General features: G+C 71.6%; 11 protein-coding genes and 1 pseudogene. 6 read left to right on the plus strand and 6 right to left on the minus strand.

Annotated features, from left to right (window positions below):
- The first annotated feature begins 60 nt into the window (after positions 1 to 60).
- Positions 61 to 1,647 carry a Na+/H+ antiporter gene (locus ACTT8P_RS12190; RefSeq protein ID WP_442831611.1) on the plus strand — a complete coding sequence of 529 codons (1,587 nt, stop codon included), beginning with the start codon at positions 61 to 63 and terminating at the stop codon, positions 1,645 to 1,647.
- 91 nt (positions 1,648 to 1,738) lie between these two features.
- Here the strand turns inward: ACTT8P_RS12190 and ACTT8P_RS12195 are convergent, their stop codons facing one another.
- Positions 1,739 to 2,863, minus strand: a complete 1,125-nt coding sequence (locus tag ACTT8P_RS12195) for a mechanosensitive ion channel family protein (RefSeq protein ID WP_442831612.1) — start codon at positions 2,861 to 2,863, stop codon at positions 1,739 to 1,741.
- A 124-nt stretch (positions 2,864 to 2,987) separates the two neighbouring features.
- On the opposite strand from ACTT8P_RS12195, the gene ACTT8P_RS12200 reads away from it, so the two are divergent.
- Complete coding sequence (locus ACTT8P_RS12200; protein WP_442831613.1) at positions 2,988 to 3,581, plus strand: dienelactone hydrolase family protein; 594 nt, start codon at positions 2,988 to 2,990, stop codon at positions 3,579 to 3,581.
- Here ACTT8P_RS12200 and ACTT8P_RS12205 read toward each other — a convergent pair.
- The 4 genes and pseudogenes from ACTT8P_RS12205 to ACTT8P_RS12220 form a co-directional block, all read right to left on the minus strand.
- Positions 3,566 to 5,245: pseudogene (locus ACTT8P_RS12205) on the minus strand (alkaline phosphatase D family protein). The gene ACTT8P_RS12200 and the pseudogene ACTT8P_RS12205 sit on opposite strands and share 16 nt — an antisense overlap.
- Before the next feature lie 85 nt (positions 5,246 to 5,330).
- The gene (locus ACTT8P_RS12210; protein WP_442831614.1) at positions 5,331 to 6,176 is read right to left on the minus strand and encodes a DsbA family protein; all 846 of its coding nucleotides are present in this window, start codon (positions 6,174 to 6,176) and stop codon (positions 5,331 to 5,333) included.
- Positions 6,177 to 6,260: 84 nt separating this feature from the next.
- A complete protein-coding gene (locus ACTT8P_RS12215; protein ID WP_442831615.1) occupies positions 6,261 to 6,965 on the minus strand; it encodes a hypothetical protein in 705 nt (234 codons plus the stop codon).
- 67 nt (positions 6,966 to 7,032) lie between these two features.
- On the minus strand, positions 7,033 to 8,370 hold the full coding sequence (locus tag ACTT8P_RS12220; RefSeq protein WP_442831616.1) for a DUF2252 domain-containing protein: 1,338 nt from the start codon (positions 8,368 to 8,370) through the stop codon (positions 7,033 to 7,035).
- Positions 8,371 to 8,605: 235 nt separating this feature from the next.
- On the opposite strand from ACTT8P_RS12220, the gene dnaE reads away from it, so the two are divergent.
- Complete coding sequence (gene dnaE / locus ACTT8P_RS12225; RefSeq protein ID WP_442831617.1) at positions 8,606 to 12,145, plus strand: DNA polymerase III subunit alpha; 3,540 nt, start codon at positions 8,606 to 8,608, stop codon at positions 12,143 to 12,145.
- An 87-nt stretch (positions 12,146 to 12,232) separates the two neighbouring features.
- On the opposite strand, the gene ACTT8P_RS12230 is transcribed toward dnaE, so the two are convergent.
- Positions 12,233 to 12,400, minus strand: coding sequence for a hypothetical protein (locus ACTT8P_RS12230; RefSeq protein ID WP_442831618.1), 168 nt, complete (start codon positions 12,398 to 12,400; stop codon positions 12,233 to 12,235).
- 222 nt (positions 12,401 to 12,622) lie between these two features.
- Between ACTT8P_RS12230 and ACTT8P_RS12235 the strand changes: the two genes are divergently transcribed.
- The 3 genes from ACTT8P_RS12235 (at position 12,623) to ACTT8P_RS12245 (ending at position 15,873) form a co-directional block, all read left to right on the plus strand.
- Entirely contained in the window at positions 12,623 to 13,849 is a 1,227-nt protein-coding gene (locus ACTT8P_RS12235; RefSeq protein ID WP_442831619.1) for an NYN domain-containing protein, read from the plus strand.
- A gap of 120 nt (positions 13,850 to 13,969) precedes the next feature.
- Positions 13,970 to 14,944, plus strand: a complete 975-nt coding sequence (locus ACTT8P_RS12240) for an ABC transporter ATP-binding protein (protein ID WP_442831662.1) — start codon at positions 13,970 to 13,972, stop codon at positions 14,942 to 14,944.
- A 107-nt stretch (positions 14,945 to 15,051) separates the two neighbouring features.
- Entirely contained in the window at positions 15,052 to 15,873 is an 822-nt protein-coding gene (locus ACTT8P_RS12245) for an ABC transporter permease (protein WP_442831620.1), read from the plus strand.
- Positions 15,874 to 15,879: the final 6 nt, after the last annotated feature.

A 15,879-nucleotide genomic window follows, 5' to 3' on the forward strand; every position in this document is an offset into this window, starting at 1 on the left:
GCGAAGTGGCAGGGTGGAAGCCTGCCCAGTGATCGCCGAGACCCCACCGGAGCGCTGACCGTGGATCAGTTGGCCCTGTTGTTCGTGCTGTTGCTCGGGGCCCTGCTGAGCGTCCCGGTCGGGGACCGGTTCGGGCTGCCGGCGCCGGTGCTGATGACGGTGCTCGGCATCGTGCTGGCGCTGCTCGACTTCGTGCCCAACGTCGACATCCCACCCGACCTGATCCTGCCCGCGCTGCTGCCGCCGCTGCTGTACGCAGCCGTACGGCGCACCTCCTGGCGGCAGTTCGCGGCCAACAAACGGCCCATCTTCCTGCTGGCCGTCGCGCTGGTCTTCGTCACCATGACCTGCGTGGCCGCCGTGGCACAGGCGATCGTGCCGGGCCTCGGCCTCGCCGCCGCCTTCGCGCTCGGGGCGCTGGTCGCGCCGCCCGACCCGGTCGCCGCCACCGCCGTCGCCGGGCAGCTCGGACTGCCCCGCCGGCTGGTGTCCATCCTGGAGGGCGAGGGGCTGTTCAACGACGTCACGGCGATCGTGCTGTACCACGTGGCCATCGCCGCGGCCGTCGGCGGCACCTTCTCGCCCTGGTCGGCCGGGCTCGACCTGGTGCTGTCCGCCGTGGTCGCGGTCGCGGTCGGCCTGGCGCTGGGCTGGGGCGCGTACAAACTGCTCGACCTGCTGGGCGACGCCACCCTCCAGATCGGGCTGACGCTGCTGGTGCCGTACGCCTCCTACGTGCTGGCCGAGGAACTGCACGGCTCCGGGGTGCTGGCCGTGCTGACCACCGCGATGTTCCTCGCCGAGTACGCCTCCGACGCCGACGACGTGCTGACCCGGCTGGCCGGGCACACCGTCTGGGACGTGGTGGACACCCTGGTCACCGGGGTCGCCTTCGGGCTGATCGGCCTGGAGCTGCACAACGCGGTGCGGACCGCGTCCGGGCACTGGGCCGAGCTGCTGGGCTGGGCGGGGGCCGTGGTGGGGGTGGTGATCCTGGTGCGGCTGGTGTGGCTGCTGCCGGCCACCTGGCTGACCAAACGGCTGCACGCGCGGCGGGACCGCGACGAGGACATCCCGATGAGCCTGCGGGAGACCGTCGTCATGTGGTGGGCCGGGATGCGCGGGGTGGCCTCGGTGGCGCTGGCGCTCGCGATCCCGCTGGAGACGGACGACGGGGCGCCCTTCCCGCACCGCGAGGAACTCATCTTCATCGCGTTCGGGGTGATCCTGGTGACCCTGCTGCTCCAGGGACTGACCCTGCCCTGGCTGGTCGGCCGGCTCGGGGTGCGGGCCGACACCGAGCAGGAGCAGGAGTTCGAGCGCAACCTCGCCCGGCGCGCGGCCAAGGCGGCCCGGCAGCGGCTGCGGGAGATCGAGACGGTCGAGGAACTCCCCGAGGAGCTGACCGAGCAGATGCTGCGCCGCGCCTTCGACATCGGGATACGGATCAGCCCCGAGATCGGCGACGAGGAACGGCGCGAGGCGCAGCAGCAGCGGGCACGGCGGATCAAGCGGGTCCGCCGCATCCAGGGCGAGATGCTGAGCGCCGCCCGGCATGAGGTGCTGGCTGCGCGCAGCGAACCGGGCGCCGATCCGGAGATCGTCGACCGGGTGCTGCGGCATTTGGATGTGCGGAGCTTGCGGTGAGGGGGGCTTGCGCAGGGGGGCGGGTGCGGGTGTGTGGGGGCTGGTCGCGCAGTTCCCCGCGCCCCTAGGGGGTTGCCCCTCTCCCCGTTTGTCAGTGCGGGGCGCCTCGGGTGGGCTGGTGGGGAAGGCGCCGGGCCGCGCCGTCGGTGGAGATCTTGCGCAGCGGGTCGTGACCGGGCGGCGGGGCCGCGTCGGCGGTGTTGACCCGGGGCAGGGCGTAGGGGTGCCGGTCGGTCAGCCAGCGGATCATCTGCTCGCGCACCTCGACCCGTACCGTCCAGATGTCGTCCGCGTCCTTCGCCGTCACCAGCGCCCGCACCTGCATGGTGTTCGGGGTGGTGTCGGTGACGGTCAGGTTGTAGGCGCGGCCGTCCCAGGCCGGGCACTGGCGCAGGATGTCGCGGAGCTTCTCGCGCATCGCGTCCACCGGGGCGGTGTGGTCCAGGTACCAGAAGACGGTGCCGGTCATCTGCGGGGTGCCGCGCGACCAGTTCTCGAACGGCTTGGACGTGAAGTACGACACCGGCATGGTGATCCGCCGCTCGTCCCAGGTGCGCACGGTCAGGAAGGTCAGCGTGATCTCCTCGACCGTGCCCCACTCGCCGTCCACCACCACCGTGTCGCCGATCCGCACCATGTCGCCGAACGCGATCTGGAACCCGGCGAACATGTTGCTCAGCGTGGACTGCGCGGCGATACCGGCCACGATGCCGAGCACGCCGGCCGAGGCCAGCAGCGAGGCGCCGGCCGTGCGCATCTCCTTGAACGTCAGCAGCATCGACGCCACCGCCACCACGCCGACCACCGCGGAGACCACCCGCATGATCAGCGACACCTGGGTGCGCACCCGGCGCACCCGGGCCGGGTCGCGCTGGGCGCGGGCCTGGGCGTAACTGGAGTACGACGTCTCCACGATCGCGCCGGCGATCCGCACCACCAGCCAGGCGGCCGAGCCGATCAGCACCAGGGTGAGGATGTGCCCGATCAGCCCCCGGTGCGCGGGGAAGACCCGGGCCTCGACGTACGACCCTCTCAGCAGCGCCGCGCAGAGCAGCAGCTGGTAGGGGATGCGGGCGCGGCGCAGCAGGTCCCACAGGGGCGTCTCGTGGTGCCGTCCGTCGGCCTTGCGCAGCAGCAGGTCGGTGGCCCAGCCGATGACCAGGGTCAGCAGCACCGAGCCGCCGACCACGATCAGCGGGCGGAGTATGTTCTCCATCCCAGGAACGTAACCGGCAGCGGCGGACCTGAACATGCGGCCCCGGATCTGAATCTGTGACATGACGGACATCAGGGGTGGGCGCGGGGGCCGCGTTGTCGTACCCGGCTGGCACGATGGCCCCATGAACATCGTGCTCTTTCACTCGACCTTCGGTCTTCGGCCCGCGGTGCGGCAGGCCGCCGACCGGCTGCGCGGCGCCGGTCACCAGGTGTGGACGCCCGACCTCTTCGAGGGACGCACGTTCGACACGGTGGAGGAGGGGATGGAGCACAACGAGAGCATCGGCAGGGAGGAACTGCTGAAGCGCGCCGTGCTGGCCGCCGCCCCGTACTCGGAGCGGGGCCTGGTGTACGCCGGGTTCTCGCTCGGCGCCTCCGTCGCGCAGACCCTCGCCCTCGGCGACCACCGGGCGCGCGGCCTGCTGCTCCTGCACGGCACCTCGGACCTCGCGCCCAACGCGGCGGTGGACGACCTGCCGGTGCAGTTGCACGTCGCCGAGCCCGACCCGTTCGAGACCGACGACTGGCTCAGCGCCTGGTATCTCCAGATGGGCCGGGCCGGCGCCGATGTGGAGGTGTACCGGTACGCGGGAGCCGGCCACCTCTACACCGACCCGGAGCTGCCCGACTACGACGCGGAGGCGGCCGAGGCCACCTGGCGGACGGCGCTCGGCTTCCTCGACACGCTCCAGCAGGACGCTCAGACCGGGTCGTAGGCGCGCTCGACCCGCTGGGTGCCGGTGCGGGTGCGGTACGAGCGGGCCCAGGAGGAGGTGGCGTCCGGGTCGGTGCGGTCGGACAGCACGTAGTAGTCCATCTGCGCCCACTCAGCGGTGAGGTCCAGCACGCCGTAGCCGTGCCGGTCGGTGTCCACCCAGTGGACGTGCCGGTTGGCCGCCCGGATCAGCGGCGCGGCGAGCGCGGAGACCGTGCCCTCGGCGACGTCCACCAGGTCGTCGAGGTTGTCGGAGGTCACCGAGGTGACGACGAACTCGGTGGCCGCGGAGGCGGACAGCGGGTAGGTCCCGGCGTTCACCGGCACGTCGTTGGCCCAGGCCATGTGGATGTCGCCGGTCAGGAAGACGGTGTTGCGGATGGCGTTCGTCCGCAGGTGGGCGAGGAGTTCGCGGCGGTCGTCGGTGTAGCCGTCCCACTGGTCGGTGTTGAGGGCCAGGCCCTCCTTCGGCAGTCCGAGCAGCTCGGCCAGCGGTCTCAGCAGCTCGGCGGAGAGCGCGCCGATCGCGAACGGCGAGATCATCACCGAGTTGCCGACCAGCCGCCAGGTGGTGTCGGAGGCGGCCAGCCCGGCCTTGAGCCAGTCCAGCTGGGCCCGGCCGGTCAGCGTGCGCTCGGGGTCGTCGACGTCGCCGGTGCCGAGCGCGGCCTGCTGGGAGCGGTAGCTGCGCAGGTCGAGCAGGGACAGGTCGGCGAGCTTGCCGAAGCGCAGCCGGCGGTAGGTGGTGCCGGCCAGCGCCGGGCGGACCGGCATCCACTCGAAGTACGCCTGCTTGGCGGCGGCCTGCCGCGCGGCCCAGGCGCCCTCGGTGGCCTCGGTGTGGTTCTCCGCGCCGCCGGACCAGGTGTCGTTGGCGATCTCGTGGTCGTCCCAGATCGCGACGACCGGCGCCGCCGCGTGCAGCGCCTGGAGGTCGGGGTCGGTCTTGTGCAGGGCGTGCCGGATGCGGTAGTCGGCGAGGGTGAGGATCTCGTGCGCGGGCGCGGTGGGGCGGACGACGGTGCCCCGGGTGCCGTACTCGCCGGTGCCGTACTCGTAGATGTAGTCGCCCAGATGCAGCCAGGCGTCCAGGTCGCCGCGGGCCGCGAGGTGGCGGTAGGCGGAGAAGTGGCCGGCCTCCCAGTTGGAGCAGGAGACCACGCCGAACCGCAGGCCGGGCACGGCCGCGTCGGCGGCGGGCGCGGTGCGGGTGCGGCCGACGGGGGAGTCGGTGCCGCCGGCGGCGAAGCGGAAGTAGTAGTCGGTGGCCGGGGCCAGGCCCCGGACGTCGGCCTTGACGGTGTGGTCGGTGGCGGCGCGCGCGGTGACGGAACCCCGGGCGACGACGTCCGTCAGCGCCCGGTCGGTGGCGACGGTCCAGGTCACCTCGGTGTCCGGGCCGTTCCCGGAGCCGGGTACGGCCTCGGGGACCGGCGTCACCCGGGTCCACAGCAGGATGCCGTCGGTGGGGGTCCCCCCACGCCTTCAAAGCAGTGGGGGAGGATCGCCGGAGGCGACGCCGTGCCGGAAGGCCGGGGCGGTGCCGGCGGCCCCGGCGGGCGGGGCGGCGGCGAGCGGGGCGGCCAGGACGGCGCCGGCGGCGGCCGCCTTGACGACCGTACGGCGGCTCGGCGCGTTCGGTGCGGTGCTGAATCGGCTGGTCACGGGCGGTCAGGCTACTGACCGGTAGGCCCCGGGAGCGGGTGAACCGGCGAAAGTTCACCCGCTCTTCGGCGTCACTTCGCCGGGGTCACTTCAGGGCGGCCCCGACCACGGAGGTGAAGTCCTCGGCGGTCATCGGCGCGTTGCCGTCGGAGGTCTGGAGCTGCTTGCCGTCCATCACGAAGCTCGGGGTGCCGGTGACCCCGTCCTTGTTCGTGTTGAAGGTGTTGGACATGGCCAGCGCCCAGGCGTCGTAGGTGCCCTTCTCCACGGCGTTCTGGAACTTGGCGTTGTCCTTCAGCGCCGGAACGGTGTCGGCGACCTTGATCAGGTAGCTGTCGTCCTTGAACTTGTCGTCGCTCTCCTCGGGGTGGTACTTGGCCGAGTAGAGGGCCGACTTGTACTTCAGGAACGCCTCCGGGCTCACGTTCAGCGCGGCGCCCATCGCGCTCAGCGCGTTCTTGGAGCCCTCGCCGTTGGAGCCGACCTCCAGCTTGCCGCCGTCCTCGGTGTCGCCGTCGAGGAAGGTGCCGCCGATGTACTGGACCTTGTACTTGCCGTCCTCGACGTCCTTCTCCAAGGTCGAGCCGGCCGCCTGCTCGAACGCGGCGCAGACGGGGCAGCGCGGGTCCTCGTAGACCTTCAGGGTCTTCTTGGCGCTGTCCTCGCCGATGACCACGGTGGTGCCGTTCTTGCCCGTGGTGTTGGCCGGGGCGACGATCTTCGTCTCGTCGGCCACCGTCTCCCAGTGCGAGGGCTGGTTGGCCTGGACGACGGCGTAGCCGATGCCGCCGGCTATCGCGAGGACGCCGACTATGGAGCAGGCGACGATGATCTGCCGCTTGGCCTTGTCGCGCTTGGCCTGGCGCTCGCGCTCCTGGCGCAGCCGCTCACGGGCGGCCGTCTTCTGCTGCTGGCTGTTTCGCTTGCTCATGGTGGTGTGACTCCGTGGGAGGCGCACACGCGTGTGTGCGGGGCTGGGCAGGGGGACGGCCGGTGCTCGGGCCGGGATCGCGGGTCAGGCGAAGACGGCCGGGCGCGGCGGTCCGCGGCGTCCCAGGGAGTGGGCGAGGATGCGGTCGCGGGCGGTGGCGGTGCGGCGGGCCGGGGGCGCCGGCCGGCGCGGGGCCGGGACCGGGCGGACCGCGACCGCCGCGAAGGCCAGCAGCAGCGGCCGGAACGTGGTCGCGGCGGCCGCCCACAGCAACTGGGCCAGCGCGCGCTCGCCGTGCCGCAGCCAGCCGGCGGCGAGCAGGCCGACGCCGATGTGGGCGGCCAGCAGCAGCCACGAGGTGCCGGGGGCGGCGTGCGCGAGCAGGGCCGCGAGCCGGTCGGTGCCGGCCCCGGTCACCTGGGTCAGCGGATTGGCCGCGCTGGCGCGCAGCGCGGTGCCGTCGCCGCACAGCACGTCGAGGCCGACCGAGCGCAGCGGGCCCGCGACGGGACCGCCCGCCGGGCCGTAGCAGACGTGCTGGCCGGTGGTGAAGACCGTGTCGGCGGCCAGTTCGAGCGGGATCAGCAGGGCGGCGATCCGCCCGTAGGAGCGCTCCCGGCCGGCCAGGGCGTACGCGATGAGGAACACCCCGGCCCCGACCAGGGCCACGGTGGGCAGTGGCAGCGGCACCCCGGACAGCAGCACGTGCGACGCGGTGCTGAGGGTCACGACGAGTGCCGTGAACAGCGCCGCGCGAACGGCTCTGAGCGGGGTTCCGGATATGTCCATGGCGTAGAGAGTGTGACACGGGCTCCGGTAAAGGAACCCTAAAGGGTGGCTGTGAGAAAAAGCGGGCTCAGAGGCCGGGGATGCGGCCGTTGCGGAACAGGTCGACGAAGATCTGGTGGTCGGCGCGCGCGCGTGCCCCGTAGGCGTGCGCGAAGTCGACCAGCAGGGGTGCGAAGCCGTCCTCGTCGGCCGAGATCGCCGCGTGGATGGCCCGCTCGGTGGAGAACGGCACCAGCGACTCGCCGGACTGGTCGTCCGCCGCCGCGTGCATCGCGGCCGTGGCCCGGCCCAGGTCCGCGACGACCTCGGCGATCTCCTCCGGGTCGTCGATGTCGCCCCAGTCCAGGTCGACCGCGTACGGCGAGATCTCGGCGACCAGCTGGCCCGCGCCGTCCAGCTCGGTCCAGCCCAGCCACGGGTCGGCGTGCGCCTGGAGGGCGCGCTGGGAGATCACCGTGCGGTGCCCCTCGTGCTGGAAGTAGTCGCGGATCGCCTGGTCGGTGATGTGCCGGGAGACGGCCGGGGTCTGGGCCTGCTTGATGTAGATCACGACGTCGTTCTCCAGGGCGTCGCTGTTGCCCTCCAGCAGGATGTTGTACGACGGCAGCCCGGCCGAGCCGATGCCGATGCCCCGGCGGCCCACCACGTCCTTGACCCGGTAGGAGTCCGGGCGGGTCAGGGACGACTCCGGGAGCGTCTCCAGATAGCCGTCGAAGGCCGCCAGCACCTTGTAGCGGGTGGCCGCGTCCAACTCGACGCTGCCGCCGCCGGGTGCGAAGCGGCGCTCGAAGTCCCGGATCTCCGTCATCGAGTCCAGCAGTGCGAACCGGGTCAGCGAGCGGGCGTCGCGCAGCGCGTCGAGCAGCGGTCCCTGGGCGGTGTCCAGGGTGAACGGCGGCACCTCGTCGCTCTTGGCGCCGGTGGCCAGGGCGCGGATCCGCTCGCGGTAGGCGGCCGCGTACACCGTCACCAGCTCGGTGATCTGCTCGTCGCCGAGCGCCTTGGCGTACCCGATCAGCGCGATGGACGCCGCGAACCGCTTCAGGTCCCAGGTGAAGGGGCCGACGTACGCCTCGTCGAAGTCGTTGACGTTGAAGATCAGCCGGCCGGTGGAGTCCATGTACGTGCCGAAGTTCTCCGCGTGCAGGTCGCCGTGGATCCACACCCGGCTGGTCCGCTCGTCCAGGTACGGGCCGCGGTCGCTGCCCTCGTGGTCGGCGGCGTCCAGGTCGCGGTAGAACAGCGCGGCGGTGCCCCGGTAGAACGCGAAGGCCGAGGCCGCCATCTTGCGGAACTTCACCCGGAACGCGGCCGGATCGGCGGCCAGGAGGTCGCCGAAGGCGGTGTCGAAGACGGCGAGGATCTCCTCGTCGCGGTGCTCGTCGCTGAGCTGCGGGACCGACATCGCGGGGTGCCTCCTGGTGCAGACGGTGCGTGATCTGGCGTGCTGTCCGGATCGGATCTTCCGACCGGACCAACGTGCGGCGGCGCGTGGGAGTGCCCGCGCGACGCCTCGCCCGAAGGTACGCGGACGGGGCCCCGGAGTGTCAGTCCCGAGGCATAGACTTCGACGCTGACCCCCCGGACTGCCCGGAGCCCGTCACCCGCCCGTCACCCTGAGCTCTCCCAGGAGGCCGAACGTGTCCAAGCCGCCGTTCACGCACCTGCACGTCCACACCCAGTACTCGCTGCTGGACGGTGCCGCGCGGCTGAAGGACATGTTCGAAGCCTGCAACAACATGGGCATGACACACGTGGCCATGTCCGACCACGGCAACCTGCACGGGGCGTACGACTTCTTCCACACGGCGCAGAAGGCCGGCGTCACCCCGATCATCGGCATCGAGGCGTACGTGGCGCCCGAGTCGCGGCGCAACAAGCGCAAGATCCAGTGGGGCCAGCCGCACCAGAAGCGGGACGACGTCTCCGGCTCCGGCGGTTACACGCACAAGACGATGTGGGCGGTGAACAGCACCGGCCTGCACAACCTCTTCAAGCTCTCCTCCGACGCCTACGCCGAGGGCTGGCTCCAGAAGTGGCCCCGGATGGACAAGGAGACGATCTCCCAGTGGTCCGAGGGGATCGTGGCCTCCACCGGCTGCCCCTCCGGCGAGCTCCAGACCCGGCTGCGCCTGGGCCAGTACGACGAGGCCCTCAAGGCCGCCGCCGAGTACCAGGACATCTTCGGCAAGGACCGGTACTTCCTGGAGCTGATGGACCACGGCATCGACATCGAGCACCGGGTCCGCGACGGCCTCCTCGAGATCGGCAAGAAGCTCGGCATCCCGCCGCTGGTCACCAACGACTCGCACTACACCTACGCGCACGAGGCGACCGCCCACGACGCGCTGCTGTGCATCCAGACCGGCAAGAACCTCTCCGACCCGGACCGCTTCAAGTTCGACGGCACCGGCTACTACCTGAAGTCCACCGAGGAGATGTACGCCATCGACTCCTCGGACGCCTGGCAGGAGGGCTGCGCCAACACCCTCCTGGTCGCCGAGATGGTCGACACCACCGGCATGTTCGAAAAGCGCGACCTGATGCCCAAGTTCGACATCCCGGACGGCTATACCGAGGTCACCTGGTTCCAGGAGGAGGTGCGCCGCGGCATGGCGCGGCGCTTCCCCGGCGGCGTCCCCGAGGACCGGCAGAAGCAGGCCGAGTACGAGATGGACGTCATCATCCAGATGGGGTTCCCGGGCTACTTCCTGGTCGTCGCCGACTTCATCATGTGGGCGAAGAACCAGGGCATCGCGGTCGGCCCCGGCCGCGGCTCCGCGGCCGGCTCGATCGTGGCCTACGCGATGGGCATCACCGACCTCGACCCGATTCCGCACGGCCTGATCTTCGAGCGGTTCCTCAACCCCGAGCGCGTCTCCATGCCCGACGTCGACATCGACTTCGACGAGCGTCGGCGCGTCGAGGTGATCAGGTACGTGACCGAGAAGTACGGCGCCGACAAGGTCGCCATGATCGGCACCTACGGCAAGATCAAAGCGAAGAACGCCATCAAGGACTCCGCGCGCGTGCTGGGCTACCCGTACGCGATGGGCGACCGGCTCACCAAGGCGATGCCCGCCGACGTGCTCGGCAAGGGCATCGACCTCAACGGCATCACCGACCCCTCGCACCCCCGCTACAGCGAGGCCGGCGAGATCCGCTCGATGTACGAGAACGAGCCGGACGTCAAGAAGGTCATCGACACCGCCAAGGGCGTCGAGGGCCTGGTCCGGCAGATGGGCGTGCACGCGGCCGGTGTGATCATGTCCAGCGAGCCGATCGTCGACCACGCCCCGATCTGGGTGCGGCACACCGACGGCGTGACCATCACGCAGTGGGACTACCCGCAGTGCGAGTCGCTCGGCCTGCTGAAGATGGACTTCCTCGGCCTGCGCAACCTCACGATCATGGACGACGCCGTCAAGATGGTGAAGTCCAACAAGGGCGTCGACCTCGACCTGCTTTCGCTGCCGCTGGACGACCCCACGACCTTCGAACTGCTCCAGCGCGGTGACACCCTCGGCGTCTTCCAGTTCGACGGCGGCCCGATGCGCTCGCTGCTGCGGCTGATGAAGCCCGACAACTTCGAAGACATCTCCGCCGTCTCCGCCCTGTACCGCCCGGGTCCGATGGGCATGGACTCGCACACCAACTACGCGCTGCGCAAGAACGGCCTCCAGGAGATCACCCCGATCCACAAGGAGCTGGAGGAGCCCCTCCAGGAGGTCCTGTCCGTCACCTACGGCCTGATCGTCTACCAGGAGCAGGTGCAGAAGGCCGCGCAGATCATCGCCGGGTACTCGCTCGGCGAGGCCGACATCCTGCGCCGCGTGATGGGCAAGAAGAAGCCCGACGAACTGGCCAAGAACTTCGTCCTCTTCCAGGCCGGCGCCCGCAAGAACGGCTACAGCGACGAGGCGATCCAGGCCCTGTGGGACGTGCTGGTCCCGTTCGCCGGCTACGCGTTCAACAAGGCGCACTCGGCCGCGTACGGCCTGGTCTCGTACTGGACCGGCTATCTGAAGGCCAACTACCCGGCCGAGTACATGGCCGCGCTGCTCACCTCGGTCAAGGACGACAAGGACAAGTCGGCGGTCTACCTCAACGAGTGCCGCCGTATGGGCATCAAGGTGCTGCCGCCCAACGTCAACGAGTCGATGTCCAACTTCGCCGCCCAAGGCGACGACGTGATCCTCTTCGGCCTCTCCGCGGTGCGCAACGTGGGCACCAACGTGGTCGAGTCGATCATCAGGAGCCGCAAGGCGAAGGGCAAGTACGCCTCCTTCCCCGACTACCTGGACAAGGTCGAGGCGGTGGTCTGCAACAAGCGGACCACGGAGTCGCTGATCAAGGCCGGCGCCTTCGACGAGATGGGCCACACCCGCAAGGGCCTGACCGCGCAGTACGAACCGATGATCGACAACGTGGTCGCGGTCAAGCGCAAGGAGGCCGAGGGCCAGTTCGACCTGTTCGGCGGCATGGGCGACGAGCAGAGTGACGAGCCCGGCTTCGGCCTGGACGTGGAGTTCTCCACCGACGAGTGGGACAAGACCTACCTGCTCGCCCAGGAACGCGAGATGCTCGGCCTCTACGTCTCCGACCACCCGCTCTTCGGCCTGGAGCACGTGCTCTCCGACAAGGCCGACGCGGGCATCTCCCAGCTCACCGGCGGCGACTTCGGGGACGGCGCGGTGGTCACCATCGGCGGCATCATCTCCGGCCTCCAGCGCAAGATGACCAAGCAGGGCAACGCCTGGGCGATCGCCACCGTCGAGGACCTCGCCGGTTCCCTGGAGTGCATGTTCTTCCCGGCCACCTACCAGCTGGTGTCGACCCAACTGGTCGAGGACGCCGTGGTGTTCGTCAAGGGCCGGCTCGACAAGCGCGAGGACGTGCCCCGTCTGGTGGCGATGGAGCTCCAGGTCCCCGACCTGTCCCACGCGGGCACCAACGCGCCCGTGGTGCTCACCATCCCGGCGACGCGGGTCACCCCGCCGATGGTCAGCCGGCTCGGCGAGATCCTCACCCACCACCGGGGCGACAGCGAGGTCCGGATCAAGCTCCAGGGGCCGACCAGGACCACCGTGCTGCGCCTGGACCGGCACCGGGTCAAGCCCGACCCGGCGCTCTTCGGCGACCTGAAGGTACTGCTGGGCCCGGCCTGCCTGGCGGGCTGAACCAGCGCCGTACGCCACGAGGACGGCACGAGGGGCGCATCCCGCATCGGATGCGCCCCTCGGTGTCCATCCAGCGCCGCGCGTACGTCAGTTGTGACCGAAGCGCTTCTGCCGCTTGCCGCGGACCGCGGTGTCGGTGTTCGCCAGCGGCGGGGCGAGCTGCTCGTCCCGGGACTGCGCGGCGGGCCGGTCCGCCTGCTGCGTACGCTCGGACGGGGACTGCCTACGGTCACGGTTGTTCTTGTTCTTGGCCATGACGGTGCCTCCATCGGGGAATTTAGGGGCCAGGGCCGCGACCAGATTCACATAGGCTGATAAAGAACGCATGTTGGACAATTACCGTCCGTGACAGGCTTCCTCGGGGGTCCCGAACCGCAAACGCCACGCCGAAGATCGAGTTCCGACCGTTAACCCCCGCGCGGTCGGGCAGACTCGAAGCAAGCCCGAAGCAAACCTCCCGGAAAGAGGGTGGAAAGCGTGGACCGCTGCATCGTCCTGGTGGACGCCGGGTATCTGCTGGGGGCCGCCGCCAGTCTCCTTGCCGGGGAACCGTCCCGTTCCCGCATCACCGTCGATCACGCCGCCCTCATCCAGGGACTGCGCGAACGCGCCCAGGCCGACACCGAACAGCCCCTGCTGCGCATCTACTGGTTCGACGGCGCCCCCGACCGCGTCCCGCAGCCCGAGCACCGCAGGCTGCGCGTGATGCCCCGGGTCACCGTCCGGCTCGGCGCGCTGACCCGCAGCGACGGCCGCTGGGCGCAGAAGGGCGTGGACGCCGCCATGCACGCCGAACTGACCGAGCTGGCCCGCAACCGGGCCTGCTCCGACGTGGTCCTGGTCACCGGCGACGGCGACCTGCTGCCCGGCATGATGGCCGCCAAGGAGCACGGCGTCGCCGTCCACCTGTGGGCCGTGCAGGCCGCCGACGGCGACTACAACCAGTCCGAGGACCTGGTCGCCGAGGCCGACGAGCGCCGCGTCCTGGACCGGGCCTGGATCACCAAGGCGGTCCGCCCCAAGGAACTGACCGGGGTGTGCGCACCGCCGCCGGTGCCTCGCCCGGAGATCGCCGCGATCCTCTCCGCGCCGCTGCCCGAGTCGGCGCTGGCCGCCGCGGCCGAGCGGCCCGCCGAGGAGCGCCCGCACCCCGCCCCGCCCCACGACACCGCCCGCAACGGCTCCGGCGCCGAGGACCGCGGCCCCGCCGCCAAGGGCGTGCCCACCCCCAAGGACCTGGCCGCCCTGCGCGCCCCCGGCCCACAGCCCGCCCAGCCGCCCGCCAACGCCACCCTGCGCTGGTCCTCCGACAAGGGCTGGGTGGACCGGCCGGCCGCCGAGCCGCCGGAGGCCGCCTCCATGCCGACGCTGGCCCAGCTCACCACCGCCGAACAGCGCTGGGCCGACCGCGAGGAGGACATCACCACGGTCGGCGGCGACCCCTACGAGGTCGGACAGGTGTTCGCCCGACGGTGGGTGGAGCGGCTCGGCGACCAGGCCGCCCACCTTCAGAAGCTGTCCGGCATGTACCCCCGTGTCCCGCACCGCGTCGACGGCGAGCTGCTGCGCTACGCGGCCCGCTTCGGGCTGCTGGCGCACAAGGACGACCAGATCGACGAGCACGACCGGTACGCGATCCGGGCCGGTTTCTGGCGTGAGATCGGGGTGCGCACGACGGTGGAGCACAGCCCCGCGGGAGAGTGACAGCCCGGTCGAACCGGGCCTTGTGGGCCGACCCGGGCGTGGCCCCGGGGCGCGGACCCCTTAGTCTCGTCCCTTGTGAGTACGCGCGCGGCACAGGCACTTCGACCCGGTGGCGACGCCGTGTGCGTGGTACGGGGGCTGACCAAGACCTATCCGGCGCTGCGCGGCCGGCGCGGCACCCCCGCCACCCCCGAGGTCCGGGCCACCGACGACGTGACACTGGACATCGCGCGCGGCGAGATCTTCGGCCTGCTCGGGCCGAACGGGGCCGGCAAGTCCACCCTGGTACGGCAGCTGACCGGGCTGATGCGGCCCGACGCCGGCACCGTGCGCATCCTCGGCCACGACATCGTCCGGCACCCGGAGCGGGCCGCGCGCATCCTCGCCTACCTGGGACAGGAGTCCACCGCCCTGGACGAGCTGACGGTCTCGCTCGCCGCCGAGACCACCGGCCGGCTGCGCGGCCTGGAGGTACGGCGGGCGCGGGCCGAGCGGGACGACGTCCTCGACGAACTCGGTCTCACCCCGATCGCCGGCCGCCCGCTGAAGAAACTCTCCGGCGGCCAGCGGCGCCTCGCCTGCTTCGCCACCGCGCTGGTGGGACAGCGGCCGCTGCTGGTCCTGGACGAGCCGACCACCGGCATGGACCCGGTGGCCCGCCGGGCCGTCTGGGCCGCCGTCGACCGGCGCCGCGCCGAGCACGGCACCACCGTGCTGCTGGTCACCCACAACGTCATCGAGGCCGAGACGGTGCTGGACCGGGTCGCGGTCCTGGACCGGGGCCGGGTCATCGCCTGCGACTCACCGGCCGGCCTGAAGGAGCAGGTGGCCGGCGAGGTCCGGGTCGACCTGGTGTGGCGCGACGCCGCGCCGCTGCACGTGCCCGAGGTGGCCGCGCTGCGCGACCGCATCACCGAGTCGGGCCGCCGCTGGACGCTGCGTCTCGCGCCCGAGGAGGCCCGCGCGGTCGTCGCCACGGTCACCGGCGGCGCCGCCTTCGCCGCGCTGGACGACTTCACGCTGGCCACGCCCAGCCTGGAGGACGTGTACCTGGCGCTGGGCGGCGCCGCCCGGCAGGGGCTGGTGCGGGCGTGAACACCAGGACGACCGGAGTGCGGGACCCGGGGGCGTTGAGCACACCGGCCGCCGGGTCCGTACCGACCGAACAGGACGCCCGCCGGAGCGAAGAGGAGCAGCGCGACGTGACTGTCGTACCCGCCGATGCCCTGCCGGGCGGTCTGCCGGCCGCCGGCGAGACGACCGGGCCCGCGGCCGAGCTGGGCCCGCGGGCGCGGCTGTGGCCCGCCCTGGCGGCCGTCTACCGGGCGCAGCTGTCGCGGGCCCGGGTCGCGCGGATCCCGCTGCTGTTCGTGGCCACCTTCCAGTCCGTCGGCATCATGATCCTGATGCGCGGGGTGGTGGACGGCGGCGACGAGGCACAGGCCGTGGTGGCGGGCTCGGCGGTGCTGGTGGTGGCGTTCGTCGCGCTCAACCTGCTGGCCCAGTACTTCGGCCAGCTGCGCGGCAGCGGCGGCCTCGACCACTACGCCACCCTGCCGGTGCCGCCGGCCGCGGTGGTGCTCGGCGCGGCCGGCGCGTACGCCTCCTTCACCGTGCCGGGGACCGTGGTCACGGCGGTGTTCGGCTGTCTGCTGTTCGGGCTGCCGCTCACCCACCTGTGGGTACTGCTCGCGGTGATCCCGCTGGTCGGCGCCGCGCTGGCCGGGCTGGGCGCGGCCCTGGGCCTGCTCGCGCCCCGGCCGGAACTGGCCACGCTCCTTGGCCAGCTCGGCATGTCGGCGGCGCTGCTGCTCGGGGTGCTGCCCGCCGACCGGCTGCCGCAGGCGGTGCGGTTCGCCCGGGACCTGCTGCCGTCGACGTACGGCGTCGAGGCGCTCGCACGGACGTTCGCGACGCAGCCGGACTGGGCCCTCGTACTCGCCGACCTCGCGGTGTGCGGGGCGGTCGGGGTGGTCTCGCTGACCGTCGCCACCTGGGCGTATCGCCGGGCGGCCGTCCGGTGACGCGGC

The organism is Streptomyces sp. JW3 (assembly GCF_052216785.1).
Taxonomy (GTDB): domain Bacteria; phylum Actinomycetota; class Actinomycetes; order Streptomycetales; family Streptomycetaceae; genus Streptomyces.